Source organism: Hyphomonas sp. KY3, from assembly GCF_017309975.1.
Classification (GTDB): domain Bacteria; phylum Pseudomonadota; class Alphaproteobacteria; order Caulobacterales; family Hyphomonadaceae; genus Hyphomonas.
In genome coordinates, this window is record NZ_CP022271.1 from 2,657,166 (window position 1) to 2,674,998 (window position 17,833).

18 protein-coding genes are annotated in these 17,833 nt (G+C 60.0%); 10 read left to right on the forward strand and 8 right to left on the reverse strand.

All coding sequences use genetic code 11. The features are described 5' to 3' along the window. Positions 1-37 precede the first annotated feature (37 nt). From CFA77_RS17140 to CFA77_RS12745, 3 genes are all read right to left on the reverse strand, one after another. Positions 38-436, reverse strand: a complete 399-nt coding sequence (locus CFA77_RS17140) for an HK97 family phage prohead protease (protein ID WP_256434993.1) — start codon at positions 434-436, stop codon at positions 38-40. A 139-nt stretch (positions 437-575) separates the two neighbouring features. Next, complete coding sequence (locus tag CFA77_RS12740) at positions 576-806, reverse strand: hypothetical protein (protein ID WP_206991020.1); 231 nt, start codon at positions 804-806, stop codon at positions 576-578. Then, on the reverse strand, positions 803-1,936 hold the full coding sequence (locus CFA77_RS12745) for a phage portal protein (protein WP_242517357.1): 1,134 nt from the start codon (positions 1,934-1,936) through the stop codon (positions 803-805). The genes CFA77_RS12740 and CFA77_RS12745 overlap by 4 nt, the downstream gene beginning before the upstream one ends. 217 nt (positions 1,937-2,153) lie before the next feature. On the opposite strand from CFA77_RS12745, the gene CFA77_RS12750 reads away from it, so the two are divergent. The 3 genes from CFA77_RS12750 to CFA77_RS12760 are packed head-to-tail and all read left to right on the forward strand — an operon-like array spanning position 2,154 to position 3,850. After that, on the forward strand, positions 2,154-3,038 hold the full coding sequence (locus CFA77_RS12750; protein WP_051607473.1) for a ParA family protein: 885 nt from the start codon (positions 2,154-2,156) through the stop codon (positions 3,036-3,038). Then, on the forward strand, positions 3,035-3,478 hold the full coding sequence (locus CFA77_RS12755; RefSeq protein WP_206991021.1) for a hypothetical protein: 444 nt from the start codon (positions 3,035-3,037) through the stop codon (positions 3,476-3,478). Before CFA77_RS12750 ends, CFA77_RS12755 begins: the two co-directional genes overlap by 4 nt. Positions 3,479-3,484: 6 nt before the next feature. Continuing rightward, the gene (locus CFA77_RS12760) at positions 3,485-3,850 is read left to right on the forward strand and encodes an endonuclease domain-containing protein (RefSeq protein WP_206991022.1); all 366 of its coding nucleotides are present in this window, start codon (positions 3,485-3,487) and stop codon (positions 3,848-3,850) included. A 142-nt stretch (positions 3,851-3,992) separates the two neighbouring features. On the opposite strand, the gene CFA77_RS12765 is transcribed toward CFA77_RS12760, so the two are convergent. Together CFA77_RS12765 and CFA77_RS12770 are read right to left on the reverse strand one after the other, a co-directional pair. After that, positions 3,993-5,105, reverse strand: coding sequence for an FAD-dependent oxidoreductase (locus CFA77_RS12765; protein ID WP_206991023.1), 1,113 nt, complete (start codon positions 5,103-5,105; stop codon positions 3,993-3,995). 60 nt (positions 5,106-5,165) lie between these two features. Next, a complete protein-coding gene (locus CFA77_RS12770; RefSeq protein ID WP_206991024.1) occupies positions 5,166-6,293 on the reverse strand; it encodes a DNA-packaging protein in 1,128 nt (375 codons plus the stop codon). 898 nt (positions 6,294-7,191) lie between these two features. Here CFA77_RS12770 and CFA77_RS12775 point away from each other — a divergent pair. The 5 genes from CFA77_RS12775 to CFA77_RS12795 all read left to right on the forward strand — a co-directional run bounded on the left by CFA77_RS12775 (position 7,192) and on the right by CFA77_RS12795 (position 15,007). Further along, the gene (locus CFA77_RS12775; RefSeq protein WP_206991025.1) at positions 7,192-9,987 is read left to right on the forward strand and encodes a TonB-dependent receptor; all 2,796 of its coding nucleotides are present in this window, start codon (positions 7,192-7,194) and stop codon (positions 9,985-9,987) included. Between the two features lie 183 nt (positions 9,988-10,170). Then, positions 10,171-10,434 carry a hypothetical protein gene (locus CFA77_RS12780; protein WP_206991026.1) on the forward strand — a complete coding sequence of 88 codons (264 nt, stop codon included), beginning with the start codon at positions 10,171-10,173 and terminating at the stop codon, positions 10,432-10,434. Between the two features lie 177 nt (positions 10,435-10,611). After that, positions 10,612-11,643 carry a phytase gene (locus CFA77_RS12785; RefSeq protein ID WP_206991027.1) on the forward strand — a complete coding sequence of 344 codons (1,032 nt, stop codon included), beginning with the start codon at positions 10,612-10,614 and terminating at the stop codon, positions 11,641-11,643. 191 nt (positions 11,644-11,834) lie between these two features. After that, positions 11,835-13,355 (forward strand): hypothetical protein, encoded by a 1,521-nt coding sequence (locus tag CFA77_RS12790; protein WP_206991028.1) that lies wholly within the window; start codon positions 11,835-11,837, stop codon positions 13,353-13,355. A 20-nt stretch (positions 13,356-13,375) separates the two neighbouring features. Beyond that, positions 13,376-15,007, forward strand: a complete 1,632-nt coding sequence (locus tag CFA77_RS12795) for a hypothetical protein (RefSeq protein WP_206991029.1) — start codon at positions 13,376-13,378, stop codon at positions 15,005-15,007. A gap of 76 nt (positions 15,008-15,083) precedes the next feature. On the opposite strand, the gene CFA77_RS12800 is transcribed toward CFA77_RS12795, so the two are convergent. Further along, the gene (locus CFA77_RS12800) at positions 15,084-15,812 is read right to left on the reverse strand and encodes an SDR family NAD(P)-dependent oxidoreductase (protein ID WP_206991030.1); all 729 of its coding nucleotides are present in this window, start codon (positions 15,810-15,812) and stop codon (positions 15,084-15,086) included. 122 nt (positions 15,813-15,934) lie between these two features. On the opposite strand from CFA77_RS12800, the gene CFA77_RS12805 reads away from it, so the two are divergent. Then, positions 15,935-16,414 carry a MarR family winged helix-turn-helix transcriptional regulator gene (locus CFA77_RS12805; RefSeq protein ID WP_206991031.1) on the forward strand — a complete coding sequence of 160 codons (480 nt, stop codon included), beginning with the start codon at positions 15,935-15,937 and terminating at the stop codon, positions 16,412-16,414. A 53-nt stretch (positions 16,415-16,467) separates the two neighbouring features. Continuing rightward, on the forward strand, positions 16,468-16,767 hold the full coding sequence (locus CFA77_RS12810; RefSeq protein ID WP_206991032.1) for a hypothetical protein: 300 nt from the start codon (positions 16,468-16,470) through the stop codon (positions 16,765-16,767). Positions 16,768-16,786: 19 nt separating this feature from the next. Here CFA77_RS12810 and CFA77_RS12815 read toward each other — a convergent pair whose 3' ends face one another. Next, complete coding sequence (locus CFA77_RS12815) at positions 16,787-17,248, reverse strand: nuclear transport factor 2 family protein (protein ID WP_206991033.1); 462 nt, start codon at positions 17,246-17,248, stop codon at positions 16,787-16,789. Positions 17,249-17,316: 68 nt separating this feature from the next. Beyond that, entirely contained in the window at positions 17,317-17,802 is a 486-nt protein-coding gene (locus CFA77_RS12820; RefSeq protein ID WP_206991034.1) for a YHS domain-containing (seleno)protein, read from the reverse strand. Positions 17,803-17,833 lie beyond the last annotated feature (31 nt).

Here is a 17,833-nt window from a genome sequence, read left to right on the forward strand (position 1 = left end):
GCTGAGCGAAGTCGAAGCACGCGCGCGGGTTTCCCTGTCACGCCGCTTTTGCCTCCGCCCCCAGCAGGGAAAACCGCGCCCGTGCCTGCATCGGACTGGTCACGAGGGAAACTTCGACAAGGTCAACCTCGACCAGTTCCCGCCCATCCGGGCGCCGTGCATTCCAGAGGCGCGGGCGAAACCCGATGGAGAGACCGCTGAGCCCCTGCGCCACCAGGGACCGCGCCGCCACGCCCTCGACGAGACCACGCACATAGAGCCCGCGCCCATCCTCGATCATCCGCACCCAGCGTCCGGCCATGGCGCCGGGCCTGTGCTGCAACAGCATGGGCAGTTGCGTGCCCCGCTGCAGGCTGCGGGCAAAGGCGCCCGCCCGCACCACGTCTCCGCTCGCATCCGGTACACCGAACAGCGAGGCATAGCCTTCGATGAGGATTGGCCTCCGCGTTCGAAGACCCCCCTCTAACTCCCCCCTTCCAGGGGGGAGAACAGACCGGACATGCCGTTGGCGTTCCTCCCCCTGCAAGGGGGAGGACAGGTGGGGGTCCACCGGACTCCCCCCAGGAAACACACCCCTACTCATCCGCGCCCTCCAATCGCCGCTCGATCCGGTCCAGCTGGCTTTCCATCCGGTCCACGCCCTCCTCGACACGCGCCAGCCGCTCGACCACGCTGCGGCGATCGCGCACCGTGTCTTCCAGCGTCGAGATCCGCTCCGCTGCCGCGCCCGCCCAGACCAGCGCCCCGCCGGTCTGCACCAGCACGGCGACGAGGAATCCTACCGTCACTTTCCGGTCGAGCTTCATGGCTGCAGCCCCGCAAGCTTTCGCTTCTCTTCGCCGGTCGCAAAGCTCGCGCCCTCGAGCCGCGCCCAAAGTGCGTCGCGCTCGGCCGACAGGGCGGGCACGCGGTCAATGTCCGCGCGTACCTCGACTTCCGCGCCGAACGGCACATCCAGCCAGGCCGACAGCGCCGCCGCCATCTTCTGCACCAGCGGCAAGACGGTCATCCGCCAGAAGGCGAGGTTCGCCTCCTTGTAGTTCGAATACGTATTATCTCCCGGAATGCCGATCAGCATGGGCGGCACGCCCAGCGCCAGCGCGATCTCCCGCGCCGCGCCATGCCGCGCCTGAAGGAAATCCATCTCTGCCGGCGACAGCGACATGCGCCGCCAGTCCAGCCCGCCTTCCAGCAATAGCGGCCGTCCCGCATTCGCCGCGCCGGAATACATGCCTTCCAACTCAGCCTTCAGCGCGTCGAACTGGTCCGGCGGCATCCGCCCATGCCCGCCATAGACCAGCGCGCCCGACGGCTTGGCCGAATTGTCGATCAGGGCCTTGGCCCAGTCGGCGCTCGCATTGTGCAAGTCCAGCGCCCGCCTTGCAGCGCCAAGCGGCGGAAGGCCCATCGTGTCGCTGACCGGGTTGAACAGTTTCAGGTGCAGCACGGGGCTCCAGCCGGTCTCGGCATCGCGCCGGATCAGTCGCTCGCCATGACGCTCACGCACGGCCCAAGCCTCGACCCATCCGCGCGCATCCGCAACCGGCCGCATGGCGGACGGGGCCAGCGCATAAAGCGCCGACACTCCCGCCCCGTCCGCCGCCTCCAGTCGCACCCCTTCCAGGAACGCATTCCCGGTCAGCTGGAGCTGGGAATAGGCCGTCTCGAACAATTCGGTCGCAATGCCGTCCGGCTGGGGCCGTCGCAACAGGCGGCTCGCGCCCTCATGCGCCGTGACCAGCGGCACCGCAGCCGCCGCCTCCGCCACCATGCGGACCGCCCGATAGGCAATGGCATTGGCCAGATATCCGTCCCGCGTCAGGGCCGCGCCGTCCCGGCTGCCCCAACGGGCCTCACCCACCTCGGATAGCGCTACCAGAGGGGGCACGGATTTCGCCTCGCGCGGGCGACGGTTGAAGGGCCAGATCGGGTTCATGAGGGGCGCTGCTCCATTTGCGTTGATGAGCAGAAATTAAATCCTCGCCACCCCCATCGGATTCAGCTTGGAAAAGTCGCGAAAAATCAGTCCGCTATGGCGAAATAGTTGAGGATTAACCGGTCACTATCCCTGTATTTTCTTGGCCCGCAGCCATAGCCAGACGGGCGCAAATCTGCTCTTTCGCCATTCGATCAGGGGCAAAGGAGCTTACAGAATGTCGGCACGTGTCATTTCCGTCGCCAACTCCAAGGGCGGCGTTGGCAAAACCACTACTTGTGTCAGTCTGGCAGAAGCTTTTGCGGCCAATGGCTTTCGCACACTGGTGGTGGACCTGGATACACAGGCCAATGCGTCCCTGCTGGTCTACGGCCATGAAGGCGACGAGCACCTCTTTCAGGCCATCAATGATTACGTCACGATTTCCGACTGGCTGCTGGAGAATTTCTTCGCTGGCGAGCACAAGCGCCTGTCGGAATTCATCGTCACCGACGCTTCTGATGTCAGCTATAATGGCAAGCCGCTCGAACTGGACCTGATCCCGTCCTCGCCGCGTCTGCGCAAGACCGAGCGCGAGCTGATCTATGAGCTGACCGCCAAGGGCTATTCCATGGAAGCGCTGCAGGGCCAGGTTGGCCGCCGCATGCGCGATGATTTCGAGAAGCTGAAGGCGGACTACGACGTCATCATCTGCGACTGCCCTCCCGGCATTTCGGTGATGACCGAAACCGTCCTCGCCGCCAGCCACCTGATCATTGTACCAACCATTCCGGACTTCATGTCCACACTCGGCCTCGACCTGTTCACGGGCGATATCATGCGAAACCTCCGCAACCGCGATATCGAGAACCTGCCCTGCGTGCTCGCCACCCGCTATGATGGCACGCCGCACCAGCAAGTCGTGCTGAATGCCATGCGTGAGGCCGCCAGCGCCAAGGAAACCGAGTTCGACATGTTCGACACGGTCATCCCGATGAAACAGGGCTTTGCCACCAACCCGATCGAGCTTGGCCCGGAGCCGACGCTGCAGGCCAAATGGCCCGGTGACGCGCTCGGAATCATCGAGAGCCTGCTCAAGGAAGTACGAGAGAAAATTCAATGAGCGACACCGCCACTCCCCGCAGCGCCGTAGCGCTGGAATCCCTGCTCAACCAACGCGATCGCTTTGCCAAGCTGGGCGAGAAGGATTTTGCGGCGGCCACAATGCTGCTGGCGAAAAAGCTGATGATCTCCGCCGGTCAGACCACGGACGACATGAAGCATTTGCGCGAGACCGTCGGGGTCGACCTGTTCGAAACCACGCTGAAATCGCTGACCGCCCACCAGGCCCGCCAGTTGGCGCGCCGCATGGATCGATCTGTCCCGGACCTTGAAGTCTCGACGGCTGGCGCCGCCTGCGCCTGGATTCGCGGCCTGATGAACGGCACCAATCCGCCACCGACTGAACCCGCCAAGGCCGCCGAAGACACGAGCGCAGACGACACGCCCCCCGCCCCCAAGAACGCCTATTTCGGCCGGAAAGCCTTCCGCACCGGGGGCTGACGCATCATGGCGGACAAGTTCTCGCGCACGCCTGAGCAAACCCGCCGCGCCCGTGCCCTTCGCCAGTCTGCTTCGAAGACGGAATACAAGGTGTGGCTTGTGCTGAGTCGCAAGCAGATGGGGGTATCGTTTCGACGCCAACACCCGGTCGGGCCTTACTTTCTCGACTATTACTGCCCGTCCCTGAAATTCGCCGTCGAAATCGATGGCGACTGGCATGATCCGAACCGCGATGCCCGGCGAGACGCCTTTCTTGGCGAGCGAGGGATCTCCATTATGCGCATTCCGGTCTCTCATATCGATGAGTCGCTTGAGGCGGTGGCTCAACGGATCAGGTCCGAGATCGAATTGATCCGGCAGCGCGAAGGCTAGTCCGCTCAGACCCCCACCTGTCCTCCCCCTTGCAGGGGGAGGAACGCCAACGGCACACCCGGTCTGTTCTCCCCCTTGAAAAGGGGGAGTTAGAGGGGGTTCTCGCCGACTCCCATCACATCACATATTGCGCGGATCACAGTCAGGCCTCCACCCCACCCGCAAACAATCTCCGATTGGCCGCGAGGATCGCGGCAGTGTCGGCATCGCTCGGTTCCAGCGACCAGTTATGGTGCTGGAAGGTTCCGCCCAGTACGATCCCGTCGCGGCGGCCGAACATGTAGGCGCTGCCGCCCGTGATGATATTATAGTCGATCTCGGCCTGCGGCTTGAGGATCACGAGCTGGCCGCGCACCGGATGGATTTCGGTATCGCCAAACAGTTTGCCCGCGCCCAGCCCGGTGCAATTGAACACCACCGTCTCGTCCAATGCCGCCACCTCTGCAGCGTCCTGAAACGCGCGCACGATGATCCGTCCACCCCGTTCCCTTATACCGTCTTCCAGCTTGCGGAGATAATGCGGCGTGTCCACCATCATCGTATCGAAACTGCGCGCATGGGCGGTCGTGAACGGCAATTCCCCCGGCGCGTAATCGACAACATTGATCGCGAATTCTTCCATCGGGTGGCCCGCCCGCGCGGGTTGGTTTGTCACGGGCCGGTCTGACAAGACATAGTTCACTTCCCAACTGATGCCGTACTCCGGCCCTGTCAGTAACTGGAACCGCCGGAAAGAATGACGCGCCGCCGCGACATGCCGGTCCATGTATCCGGGGCCGATGGCCGCACTGTCATACACCGACGCCGGCCACCACTGCCCGCCTGCGATGTTGGAGGTCGTGTTCGGGCTCAGCGCCTTGGCATAGAGCGTCACCTTCGCCCCGCGTTCCAGCAACAACATCGCCGTCGACAGGCCCAGCGCCCCCGCGCCCAGCACGGCATATTCCGCCACATCCGGATCAAACCCTTCCTCCACGGCCAGCTGCGCCGAGCCCCAGGACAGGGTGATCCCGCCGCCGCCATGCCCGTAATTGTGGACCACCGCCGTCTCGCCCAGCATTTCCCGCTCCACCCGGAAGCCAGACGCCCGGTAGGGCCTCAGCCCCACATCCACGCGCACGACCCGGTCGGCAGACACAAGGACCGGCGGCACGGGCTTCATCACCACGCCCGGCGCCTGCGGAACAGTCGCGCATCCGGCCACTGCTGCGGTCAGTCCGGTCGCCGTGAAGGCCCGGCGTGTCATCTGGCTCATCTGAAATCCCTCGCTTCCGACCCGCACCTTCGATCACGGGTCTGGCAAGATCAAGGCAGATCACAAGACCCGTACCCACGGCCCATTGCCCTGCTGCAAAAGTGCCCAGATGGCCCAGACCAGCGCATCCACCCGGTCAGGCGATCCGCGAAACCCTTCCGCGCCGAACTGGCACATCTGGTCTTCCAGCGTCGGCAACAGGCCGACATGCGCCACCCGCCCCTGCTCATACAGCGTCGCCACAGGCGCGGCCCGTGCGCGCTTGCCCAGCCGCGCATGCACCAGCCGCACCGGCACATCCGCCCCGGCGCTTTCCAGCACCTGCCGCACCATTTCGCCGCCCTGATTGGACTCGGCGATGATTTCCCGCGCGCCAACCTCGCGGCACACCGCAACCGCTCGCCTCGCCCAGTCGAGCGGCTTCAGGCCCGGCGCCGACGCATCGGCCAGCACATAGGCGACCCCGTCGCGCACGCCCGCCGCAATAATCCCGCAGGCATCCGCCGCTGGCCCGCTCGTTGCGGGCGGGTCCACCGTCACGATCACATCTTCCAGCATGGGCGGCGCGCTCACCCGTGCCGCATCAATCATCTGCCTGCGGAACAGCGCGCCTTCGGCATCTTCCAGCAATTCGCCATGAATCTCCTGCCGGGCCAGCGCGCTGTTGCCATAGGCCGCCTGCATGGCCGCCACGAACCCATCTGACAGATTCTCCGCATTCTCGGCCATGCTGGCCTGACGCACCAATGTCCCCGGCCCGGTGAGCAGACCCTTGAAGAAATCCGTCGGTCGCGGCGTGGTCGTCGCCATCACGCGCGGGTCCGCGCCCAGCCTCAGCCCCATCTGCAACGTGTCCCACACGGCCTGCCCCCGCATCCATGCGGCGATCTCGTCACACCAGGCCACATCAAATTGCGGCCCGCGCAAACTGTCCGGATCTTCGGCAGAGAACACATGCGCCTCCGCCCCATTGTCAAAGCTCAGGATCCGCCGGCTGGGCGAGTAGTGTGGGCGGCGGCACTTCAGCGGCTCGATCCATTTCAGCCCGCTCGGCCCATCGATCATCACTTCGCGCACATCGTGCAGGGCGGGTCCCACCAGCGCCGCCCGGTGACACCGCCCGTGAATCATCGACCAGCGGAGCCATTCGGCCCCCGCCCGCGTCTTCCCAGCGCCGCGTCCGCCCATGAACACGAAGCTCCGCCATCCGCCCGGCGGCGGCACCTGTATATCGCGGGCGTGCAGAATCCACGGATTCTGGCTGACCAGGCTGCACTCCCAATCCGCCAGCGTGCTCCAGTCGTTGCTCTGCGCCGCCTGACGCGCCCTTTGTTTGAAATCCGGCAGCAAGGGCGTCCAGCCGGCATTGCTCAGCGGCTGGAGAGAGTTCGTCTTCGGCGTCTTCGCCCGTTTCGTCTTCGTTGGCACGTCCGGCAATCCGCACATCCTCATCCCCTTCCCAAGTCGCCACCGCCATTTCCATCCGCCGGATTTCCGCCGCCAGCCGCATGATCAGGCCACTCAGCGCGCGCAACTCCTCCGGTGTCACATCCGCCGCAATCATGCGGTCCACTGCCATGTCGTGCGCTTCGCTCAGCGACAGGCGCTGACGCTCCAGCGGTCTCTCCGGAGCGTCGAGCCCATTGTCCCGGATCACACGCCAGACTGTGCTGGCGCCCCGGCCAACCTGCGCCGCGATCTCCGCCATGCTCCGCCCCAACAGGCGCTGGAGCCGGACCTGCCGGATCAGGCGTTGACGATGGGGCTGTCGGATCATTCGGGCCTCCTGCGGTGAGAGGGGCAATGTCGCATGGGTGCGGATCCCGTCGAATTCAGGCTCCGAAAACCCTCAAGCTTTCGGGATGATTCGCCTGCTCAACCTCAGAGCGACGCCAATAAGTGTTGCGGGAAAGGCACGAATTTTTCCCCGCATGGCAGGCACTTGCCCCATTTTCCTAAGAATTCCGGGGGCGTCATAAAAACATTACGCATCTGTCATCCAGCCGTAACTCTGGCGTGGGACGGGGCCGCAGTTTTCGAAGCGTAGACTTCTTAATACGGATTCCCAGAGCAAGGACGACCTCCCATGACCTTTACTTCCCGCAAGCTCCTCCTGATCGGAGCTGCCACTGCTGTGATGGCGCAGGCTGCTGCCGCCGACATCCTGAAAGGGACCGTGACCGATGCGTCCGGCGAAGCTGCGCTGCAGGGCGCGATTGTCACGATCGAGGAACTGGGCCGTACCGCCTCGTCCGACCGGTTCGGCAAGTATCGCTTCACCAGTGTCCCGGCCGGCGACTACACGGTCAGCGTCTCCTATGTCGGCGCGGACATGGTCACCGACACAGTGTCGATCTCTGGCGACACCGATTTCAGCATCCAGCTTGGCGGCGATGTGCGCTATCTCGACAACATTCTCGTTGTCGGCTCGGCCGCGGCCCAGGCCGGTGCGATCAACCAGCAGCGCGCCTCCGATGCCATCATCAGCGTCATCGACTCCGATGGCCTCGGCAACTTCCCCGACACGACCGTGGCGGACTCGCTCGCCCGCGTGGCTGGCCTGTCCATCGAGAATGACCAGGGCGAAGGCCGCTATGTCTCGATCCGCGGCATCAACTCTGACCTGATCTCAGCCACCATCAACGGCGTGCGCACGCCGTCTCCGGAAGATCGCCGCGGCGTCTTGCTGGATGGTGTGCCATCTGACCTTCTGGACGGTATCGAAGTCCAGAAATCCCTGACCCCGGATGTCGATGCCGACACAATCGGCGGCGTCATCAACCTCAAGACCATCTCCGCCTTTGACCGCGACGGCCAGTTCATCCGCGCCAAGATCGAAGGCTCCTACAATGAGCTGACCGAAGACGTCTCCCCGAAAGCCACGCTGACCTATTCCAACGTGTTTGGCGACAAGCTCGGCGTTGCGGCCTCCATCAACTATCAGAGCCTCGGCATTCAGGCCCATAACAACGAAACCGGCGGCTGGGGCTTCGACGACGACCTGAACGCTTTCATTCCGAACGATGATTATGAAATGCGCTGGTACGACCTGACGCGCGAGCGCGTCGGCCTCGTCTTCAATGTCGACTACCGCATGACCGAGAACACTGAGCTCTACCTGCGCACATTGGTCAACGAATACACGGACGACGAAGTCCGCAACAAATTCGAGTTCCGCGACCTCGCCGAAGAAGGTGTCAGCGTTGACGGCAACCTCTACAACTTCAACTTCGCCGAAGCAGACGTCGAAGTCCGCCAGCGCGAAGAGACCCGCAAGATCCAGACCTATGCGCTGGGCGGCAAGACTTTCGCCGGCAACTGGACCGTCGATTACGAAGTCTCCTATGCCTATGCCGAAGAAGACGATTCCAACAATCACGACGTAGCCTTCCGCTCCGACGACATGGAAGGCGATGGCATCGTCGTGTGGGACAACTCCGACCCGCAGAAACCGAAGCTCTCCGGCACGGGCATCGATTTCCTGTATGACCCGGCCAGTTATGAAATGGACGCCTACGAGCAGGAGTTCACGGTCAACGAAGACACTGAATGGGCCTACAAGCTCGACCTGACCAATGACACCGTCCTCGGCAATACGCCCGTGACCTGGAAAATGGGTGTGAAGGTCCGCGACCGCGAAAAGGTCCGTGACGAGAACCTCTTCATCTGGGAACGCGACGATGTCGCCCTGACCGATTACATCAATGCCAACAGCCAGATTTCCGGCTGGCGCATGAACAACCCGATGTTCGAATGGCCGAGCGCCGGCCTGACCCGGGCCCTGCGCGGAACCTTCACCGCCGATGAGCTGGACGAAGACGGTACGAATTTCGACAGCCTCGCCGGTGACTACACAATCGACGAGATGATCATCGCCGGCTACGGCATGGGCACCTTCCAGATCAACGACCTGACCGTCGTTGCCGGGGCGCGTATCGAAGCCACCGACGTATCAACCACGGGCAATGTCTTCTATGAGGGTGGCGATCCAGACCAGGTCGGCACACGCCAGTTCGACGATGAATATGTCCACGTCCTGCCGAGCCTGAACCTGAAATATGCCTTCTCCGAAAATGTCGTCGGCCGCGCAGCCTATTACGCTTCGCTGGTCCGCCCGGCCTTCGGTGAGATGCGCCCGACAGCTGCCTTGAATGATGACCGCGACGAAGTCGAAATGGGTAACCCCAATCTCGACCCGTACGAGGCCAACAATTTCGACCTGTCGATCGAATACTACCCGACCAAGCTGTCGGTCCTGTCGGCTGGCTTGTTCTACAAGGACATCCGCAACCCGATCTTCGGCGCCACCTATGACATTGACCAGCTGCCAGGCTCCATCGATCTGGGCTTCCTTGGCGATGCCGGTGCGGACATCGAAGAAGTCGCCACCTACATCAATGGCGAGACCGCCACGGTGCAGGGCCTCGAACTCAACTATGTCCAGCAGCTCGACTTCCTGGGCGGCTTCTGGGAAGGCTTCCTCGCCTCCGCCAATGTCACCATCGTTGAATCTGAAGCGTCCGTCCCGGACGAAGAGGATGTGGCCCAGACCCGCGACGTGCCGCTGCTCAAGCAGAACGATCTCATCTGGAACGCCTCCATCGGCTACGACAAGGGCCCGTGGGATCTGCGCATCTCGGCCAATTTCCGCGATGACTATCTCGACGAGCTGTTCGGCGCCGATCTGGACCGCTACACCAGCGATCACCTCAGCGTCGAAGCGTCAGCCAAATACGACGTCAACGACAACCTCCAGATCTATGTCGAAGGCAAGAACCTCACCGACGAGCCGGAATACTATTATCACGGCGCAGAAAGCCGTTTGTCTCAGTATGACGAATATGGTGCCCGCTATGTCATCGGTGCCCGCCTGACCTACTAGGCTGGGTTGACGAGACTTACCGAAAGCCGGGCGGGGAGCGATCCTCGCCCGGTTTTGCTTGAACGCATGGCACTCAGCCAAAACCCTGTGCATCTGCAATCGTTTGGGTACATTTTCCTTGCGTTAGGGGGTGCACCCGGTGTTTTTCCTGCTAGAAGGATACAATTAGCGGGAGAATTTTTCATGAAAGCACCAATTCTGGCTCTGGCCGCCCTGATCGCGGTATCCGGCTGCGCCCTCAAAAAGAAAGAGGGCTACTCGGTCGCCGATGCGTCCAATGACGAGAACATGATCTGTGAGCGCGTAGCGATCCCGGGCAAAGTCTATCCTGGCAAGATCTGCATGACTGCAGAACAGTGGGCCCGTCATGAGGCTCAAGGTGAGAAAATGGCTGGTGAAGCCCAGCGCGGTGCATTGCGGACCCCGGCGCCAGGTCAAGGCACCTGAGCCAAGTTCGACAAGATCACTATCCGGGAAAAGCAGGCCAATTGGCCTGCTTTTTTCATGTCCGACAGACGCGCATCATGGCACATTTGTGAAAACTCGCCCGCGCGTCTTGATCTTGCGCCGGACGCAGGGAATACCGACCCGAACCCTGTTTGTCCCAGCCCCTGAGGAGTGTTCATGAAACGCTATATTCCCCTCGCCGCCCTGCTTCTGTCTGCCTGCGCCACAGAGCCTGCCCAGCAGATTTACGCCATCGACACTGCGCCCATCCCGGCATCTATCGAAACGGCGCCCATGACAGGCACAGGCGACAAGGCGGACGATCCGGCTGTCTGGGTGAATGTCGCAAACCCGGCTGACAGCCTGGTGCTCGGCACCAACAAGGATGAAGGCCTCCACGTCTACAATCTCGCAGGCGAAGAGCTTCAATTCCTTGATGTCGGCCGCGTCAACAATGTCGACCTCCGCGGCGATGTCGCTGTCGCCTCGAATGACGAAACCAATTCCATCAGCTGGTTTGCCATCGACCCGGTCACCGCCACGGTCAGCCATGTTGGCGACACGCCAACACAGAAAGACGAACCCTATGGCATCTGTGCTGGTCAGGTCGGCACCACCTATTACGCAATGCCCACTTATAAGGACGGCATGGCCCAGGTCTGGTCTGTCCAGACCGACAAGATGAGTGAAGGCCCGGAGCTGGTCGCTGAAATCCAGGTTGGCCAGTTCGGCCAGCTTCAACTGGAAGGCTGTGTATTTGACGAAGCCAATGGTCAGGTCTTTCTCGGTGAAGAAGAGCACGGCATCTGGAAACTCGACCTGAATGACTGGTCTGCCGCCCCGGTCAGCGTCGACACGATCGCCGCACAGAATGGCCTGGTCGCCGATGTTGAAGGCATGGACATCTGGGCCGGTGCAGATGGCGCGGGTTACCTTGTTGCGTCGTCCCAGGCCGCAGACCGGTTTGTCGTCTATGACCTGAAAGCCCCTCATGCGCCGCGCGGCGTCTTCACCGTAACGGCCAATGCCGACGGCTCCATCGACGCTGTAACGCATACGGATGGTCTGGATGTCAGCTCTGCGGCGCTGCCGGGCTTCCCGAAAGGCATTCTCGTCGTTCAGGATGATGGCAATCCGGCCTCAGGCGTCGACCAGAACTTCAAGCTGGTCGACTGGTCCCTGATCGAATCCGCCCTCGGCCTCGACTAGACACACGTCTCAGTGCCAAGCCAACAAACGCCCGCCCTTCTTCTTTGGAGGGCGGGCTTTTTATTTCGGGTCCAGAACGATTCGACATAACCATAGGTTTATGGTAAATAACCATAGGTAGTGGGTCTACTTCGAACTCGGCTGGGGGGCCGATAATGAAAAACATCAGCACAGCTATCGCAATCATAATCATGCTCTTCATGACCGCATGCATATCGAAGGGGCCGCTGCGTACATATCCAGGCGCGATATATGAGTTTAGTGACGATCAGTCCACGCGCATTGAGATAGATATAAACCGAGTTCTATTCAACGAGATCTGCGTCCCCAAGAAGGATCGTCTTGGAACGCCCTTCGAAATTCCTGACGAGTGCTTCAAAGTTGAAGGCGGCCTCCTTCCAGGCGACACGGAAGAACAGAAGCGCGCTAAGGTCGAGGACACCAACACCCCCAGCACGCTCGAATTTCAGACATGGAACACAGACGGAAATCAAGTATTTTCAAGCCTTATTATGGCGCTGGAACATCTGCCAGACGACCGAAAGCTTGCGATACGGAATGCGACAGCCAACCAGCTGATTTTCGCCTCAGAACATGCTTGCCGCAATTACCTTTTCACCCTCGTCGGTGTCCAAACCAATACGCGATTTGGAACGGAAATGTTTGCTGGCATAGCATCGACTGCGGCCAGCCTCACAGATGCAACGGACCCATCAAATCTCTACTCCGCTCTGAGTGCACTCTCGATCATGGGCAGCGCCTCGCTGGACCGAAACTATTTCGCCAATCAGGCCGTAGAAGTGATCCGTCTGGCGATAGACAAAAATCGCACCGAAAAGCGCAATGCGCTAAGGAAAAAACTGGTATCAACGTATGCCGATTATCCGTTTGGAATCGCGATGGCTGATATTGTTCAGTTCCACTCCTCATGCAGCTTGATGGAGGGGTTGGCCGATACCAAGGAGGCCATCATAGATCGTGAGACGGCAATCCGGGGGGCACGAAACATTGCCGCGCGGCTGAATGATACGGGTGCCGATGGCCGTCAAATCGTTGCTGCACTCACGGGACTTGAAGAGAGCCATTTCGGCCTTCCCAGCGACGAACCGGGTGCAATTGCGTCATCGGCCATTGAGGACGAAGTCTCACAGGCGGAGATTCTTCTCATCACGACTCTCAAGCCGGGCGATGTCGATGAAGCATCCAAAGTCGATGCCGTCGAGAAGCTTGCGACGGGCTATTGCGCATCACCAAAAGGACTTTCCAGCCAAGTCTCATGCGAGCTCTCCAAGCCTCTGGATTCCGCATGGTTCTCGGCGGCGAAAGCCCTACTAAAGGCGGCGCCCGCAGGGGAAACTGCCGATCAAAAGAAAGCCCGCCTAGAGGCAAACAGCCAGGCATTTTCTGCCGAGTTACAGAAGGCCCTAGAGGCGAAAAAGCAAGAGGTGGCGGCGCGCCGTCACCTTGCAGCAACCTTCTTGCGCATACTCGCAACGCCCACACTCAGCCAGCAAAGTTTTGATGAGCTTCAGATCACCGACACCTTTTTGTTTGACGATCAGCTGTCACCCGACCCCGCCGTCGCGATGGCCCAGTTGGCCTTGCGAAATCAACCGGGCCCGAACCCTCCGAACACTGATGTAAAGCAGATCCAGCCAGCCGCTACGCGAGCCCTGGAAGTATTCAACGCGGCTATACGTTCGAAGCAGTAATCCTCCGAAGGGATTTCACTATGCGACTGATACAATTTCTGACCATTGTGGTACTCTTGTCATGCCTGTCGGCCTGCCTCACGGCCTACCGCGCTCCCACCGCAACCATGTCATCCTGCGAAGATTATGACAAATATCTCTACAGCAAGTACCCAGATCAAAAGAGCTTGATTCAGTCCGGTCCCCTCGCCGACGAAGATGATGCCAATCCTGGTGCCGAGGATAAGTTCGGCCTGGAGGACCGCAACAAAAAATGGACACCACATCCAAAAGAAGAGCATCTTTCACACATCGACCCGATAATTGTACGCTACAGTGAAGGCGGCGATCTCGTCTCCCGGTGTGACTATAGCCGGGTGCTACATGCGCTGATCAACACCAATGACAAGAAACGCGTTGTCTTCGTCTACATACATGGATGGCGAAACGATTCCGGGAAAGAGAATAACAAGGCTTACAACTACGGGAAGTTTCCCACCCAACAAGAAACGGGCGGCAAGGACCTCCACAAATTCCGCGAGTTTTTGCGCGAGCGGCAAAGAATGGAACGCGAGCGCACAGATAAAGATTCAGCGGTGGTCATAGGTGTTTTCGTTAGCTGGAAGGGGCGCTCAGGTATCCCATATCTGGATTATTGGAGCCGGCGTTCCGGTGCTGACAAGTTGGCCCGGAGCGCGCAAGTGGCTCGGCTGTTTGGAGCAATGGAGAACATTATCGGACAGGAGTGTCCGGCTAGCTCAGAGATGTGCAATGATCCAAGCACAAAGACCGGGACCAAACGATCCGATACCAAGCTCATATACATGAGCCACAGTATGGGCGCACGGGTTCTCTATGGTGCGATGGCCCCAAGGTTTACCTACAATGTCCAACGTGCCTACCCGATCGATAAGACAGCACCGTATGCGGCTATTCCAAGAGGACCCGATCTTGTGCTGATGATCAGCCCTGCGCTCGAGGCGGCGTCATACAAATCGATCGACGAGTTTCGATATTCTGACCGGAGATTTGTTGAGTCTCATTTGCCCCAAATGCTTGTTATCCAGTCGGAAGGCGACTGGGCAACTAGGTCCGCCTTCGCAATTGCCGAATCCTTTGGCCGCCTTAACGATCCCTATCAAAGCGCACAAAGACGTCGCACTATAGGTCATTCCCCACAGTTTGTTACGCATAAACTCGTCAAATTAGACAGCCCATGTATCGGAGAAACAAAGAAGGTAACGCTTACAGGATCCTTCTGTCACGGCAGGGTGAAACTCATCTATTGCCCAAAACCAAACACCAGCACAAAGAATGTTCCGCCTGCAAAGAGAAAGCGAGAGAATCATGTGCTTGTTTCTACTCAGGCCAAAGAGACGGATAACTCGGAGCCATTCGAATTTGACACAGAATGCGTTGATGTACCGGAAGTCATCAGACCCAAGAAAGTAGTAGACAGGAAATTGCGACCATCTCCATTCTTTGTTGTACAGGTAGAAAAAGACGTTCTGTCGGCACACGGATTTTTCCTGGACGCAGAGGCGAATAGCAGAGCGGGAAAAGCAGACGGCGACGGGTTTTTGCCGTGGCTGCACGAATACATCACCAAATTCGAGGCTGAACTGGAAAGGGGAGACGAGAAGGCGGGGCTCGCGAGAACGCAGGCCCAGTAGCGCGTATTCGTCTCGGATGTTCGATCCGCATGGGTCGGCGGCAACCAATCAACTCGCATCCGCCGTTTGACACATACTACCATGTCTCCCCATAGGGACGGATTTCCTGTTCGAAGGTCCAGGCTGTTTCCGGTTGCTGGAACAATTGCCAATAGGCATCCGCGATGGCTTCGGGTGGCATCAGGCCCGGCGGGTTGTCCGGCCCACCTGCCTGCCTGATCCGTTCGCGCACCCATTCGGTATCGACGCCAGCGTCAATGATGAGATGGGCCACGTGGATATGCCGGGGCCAAAGTTCGCGCGCCATGGATTCGGCAACGGCGCGCAATCCGAACTTGGCCGCGGCAAAGGCGGCGTAGCCATTCCCCCCGCGTCGCCCTGCGGTTGCACCGGTAAAGAAGATCTTGCCCTCCCCATGCTCAAGCATCAGCCGCGCAGATTCGCGCCCCGTCACGAAGCCGGCGAAGCAGGCCATCTCCCAGACCTTGCGGAACACGCGATCCGTCGTCTCAAGTATGGGAAAATTCACATTGGCCCCCACATTGAAAATGGTAAGGGCGAGCGGTGCCAACGCGTCCGCTTCGGCAAGGAAAGCGGTGACATCTTCTGGTTCGCGCGCATCCAGAGATCGGGCCGAGATCCTGCCACCGGCCGCCTCTATCTCGGCGACCAGAGGCTCAAGCTTGTCGCCATTGCGCCGGCCTGCCACGACCAAATACCCCTCAGACGCGAATTTTTTCGCAATGGCCGAGCCAATATAGTCGCCCGCCCCCACAATCGCGACGCTTTTGTCCAAATGCGCCATGTCACGCCTCCTTCTTGACCTCTGGTCTTCTCATTCAAGTTATGTGTATATGCACACTTAATGGCGTCGCGGTAAATCCCCCAATCATCGACGACCTAGAAAATCAGTGCAGGACACGCGTCATGCTGACGGACAAGACAGACAAGATCCCGCTGCTGGAAGACCTCCGCCACAGCCCTCACGTGTGCATGGCCGAGGCGGCCCGCGCCGCAAATCGCGCGCTTGCCCGTCATTACGGTGCCTATCTGGACGGAGCCGGCATCGCTCCCGGACAGGCCTCTCTTTTGATGCAGCTCTACTATCTGCAAGATACCTCCGTCGCCGATTTCGCAGCGCGCATGCGCACCGAGCGCACAACCATGGTCAGAAACATCGCGGCGCTTGAACGTACAGGCCAGGTCGAAACCTTCACGCCAGAGGGCCTGCGCGCGCGCCATGTCCGCCTGACCGATCAGGGACGTGCCTTGCTGACCGACATCGTCACCCGATGGAATGATGCCCAAACGGCGCTCAAGGCAAAGCTTGGGGCAGCGCAATGGGACGCTCTCATCAGCGCGCTGAACATGCTTGGAAACATAGATACTCACAATACAAACGATTGAGGCAGAGTTCAGACAATGCACTAGACGTGCACTGGCCGCTCGATTTTGGTCCCATGAGGAAGGGACTGGAAAAATCGGTCGATTTCGCTGTGGACGCCAACACGCTCTACTCCATCTATCTTCTGTCACAGAATGGCGGAGAGCTGCGTCACGAGTTCACGCCCACGGGAATCGCCTATGACTTGCGCATCGATGGCAAGCTGGTGGCACCTGCGCCGGGCGCAGAGACCGCACTGGTCAAGAGTGCCGCCAGCTCGCAACACCGGCTGGGCATCCTGATCCGCCCCGACACCACTCACGCCCCCGCTGGCAAGTACACAGACCGCCTGACACAGGTGATCGTCGGGGATTAGGGCGGCTTCGGTGCCTACCCTACAGCCCCAACTCGCTGAGGCCGGGATAATCGTCAGGACGACGGCCCATCAGCCAGCGGAACTTTCTTTCACCTGCCGAGATGGGAAGGTTGTTGATGCTGGCATGCCGTCGTTGCATCAAGCCAGACTCGCTGAACTCCCAATTCTCGTTGCCATATGCCCGGTACCATTGACCGGTGCGATCGTGAAATTCGTACGCATATCGCACAGCAATCCGGTTGTCAGAAAAGGCGAACAACTCCTTGATCAATCGATACTGGATCTCTCGCCGCCACTTGGCAGTCAGGAAACTGACGATTTCGGCGCGACCATTGATGAAGAGGTCGCGGTTTCGCCAGATACTATCCTCGGTATAGGCCAGCGACACTTTCTCGGGATCCTGCCCGTTCCACGCATCTTCGGCGAGGCGGACTTTCTCGATAGCCGTTTGCACTGTGAAAGGAGGTAAAGGGGGGCGCATATGGGGCTCCTGAAATATCTGAAGGAAAGAATGCGGCCGGACGCACCGCCCGGCCGCCAATGAAAGGATCAGAGATCACCAACAGCCTTGTGCTGGATCGACGGCCAGGTCTTTTCAGCGCGTTTGAGAATCTTCACCTTGTCTTTCTTGTATTTTTCAAAGACGTCTGCGTTCACGAACAGGTAGAGCTTGCCATCGACAATGTCTGCATAGTGAGGATCACCGTCGAACTTCTTGCCAAGGGCGACAGCATAAGCGCAGAAGCCACCATATTGCGGGGCAAAGCGCGCCGGATCAGTCTTGAATTTGCGAGCCGATTCCGCAGATGCAAAATAGTAGGCGACGCCATCTTCAACAACCGTATGCGCGGCGTCGCCTTCGGCGACTGCGTTATAGGTGGTCAGGGCGACTGCGTCGACGCCGTGCAGGCCCAGGGGAACGCCCGCTGTCGTTACGCCGTTCGACACATTGTATTCGTCTTCTGCGAAAGCGGGCATTGAGGCCGACATCGCAATCGCGATGGCCATGCCAGTGAGATAAAGTTTCTTGGTCATGTCAGATATCCTTGAGGGGTGAATGCCAGTC

Excerpts from the sequence above, each read along its gene's own strand:
- CFA77_RS12740 (WP_206991020.1), bottom strand. The coding sequence starts at position 806 with ATGAAGCTCGACCGGAAAGTGACGGTAGGATTCCTCGTCGCCGTGCTG.
- CFA77_RS12745 (WP_242517357.1), bottom strand. The coding sequence starts at position 1,936 with ATGAACCCGATCTGGCCCTTCAACCGTCGCCCGCGCGAGGCGAAATCC.
- CFA77_RS12750 (WP_051607473.1), top strand. The coding sequence starts at position 2,154 with ATGTCGGCACGTGTCATTTCCGTCGCCAACTCCAAGGGCGGCGTTGGC.
- CFA77_RS12755 (WP_206991021.1), top strand. The coding sequence starts at position 3,035 with ATGAGCGACACCGCCACTCCCCGCAGCGCCGTAGCGCTGGAATCCCTG.
- CFA77_RS12760 (WP_206991022.1), top strand. The coding sequence starts at position 3,485 with ATGGCGGACAAGTTCTCGCGCACGCCTGAGCAAACCCGCCGCGCCCGT.
- CFA77_RS12765 (WP_206991023.1), bottom strand. The coding sequence starts at position 5,105 with ATGAGCCAGATGACACGCCGGGCCTTCACGGCGACCGGACTGACCGCA.
- CFA77_RS12770 (WP_206991024.1), bottom strand. The coding sequence starts at position 6,293 with ATGGGCGGACGCGGCGCTGGGAAGACGCGGGCGGGGGCCGAATGGCTC.
- CFA77_RS12775 (WP_206991025.1), top strand. The coding sequence starts at position 7,192 with ATGACCTTTACTTCCCGCAAGCTCCTCCTGATCGGAGCTGCCACTGCT.
- CFA77_RS12780 (WP_206991026.1), top strand. The coding sequence starts at position 10,171 with ATGAAAGCACCAATTCTGGCTCTGGCCGCCCTGATCGCGGTATCCGGC.
- CFA77_RS12785 (WP_206991027.1), top strand. The coding sequence starts at position 10,612 with ATGAAACGCTATATTCCCCTCGCCGCCCTGCTTCTGTCTGCCTGCGCC.
- CFA77_RS12790 (WP_206991028.1), top strand. The coding sequence starts at position 11,835 with ATGCTCTTCATGACCGCATGCATATCGAAGGGGCCGCTGCGTACATAT.
- CFA77_RS12795 (WP_206991029.1), top strand. The coding sequence starts at position 13,376 with ATGCGACTGATACAATTTCTGACCATTGTGGTACTCTTGTCATGCCTG.
- CFA77_RS12800 (WP_206991030.1), bottom strand. The coding sequence starts at position 15,812 with ATGGCGCATTTGGACAAAAGCGTCGCGATTGTGGGGGCGGGCGACTAT.
- CFA77_RS12805 (WP_206991031.1), top strand. The coding sequence starts at position 15,935 with ATGCTGACGGACAAGACAGACAAGATCCCGCTGCTGGAAGACCTCCGC.
- CFA77_RS12810 (WP_206991032.1), top strand. The coding sequence starts at position 16,468 with ATGAGGAAGGGACTGGAAAAATCGGTCGATTTCGCTGTGGACGCCAAC.
- CFA77_RS12815 (WP_206991033.1), bottom strand. The coding sequence starts at position 17,248 with ATGCGCCCCCCTTTACCTCCTTTCACAGTGCAAACGGCTATCGAGAAA.
- CFA77_RS12820 (WP_206991034.1), bottom strand. The coding sequence starts at position 17,802 with ATGACCAAGAAACTTTATCTCACTGGCATGGCCATCGCGATTGCGATG.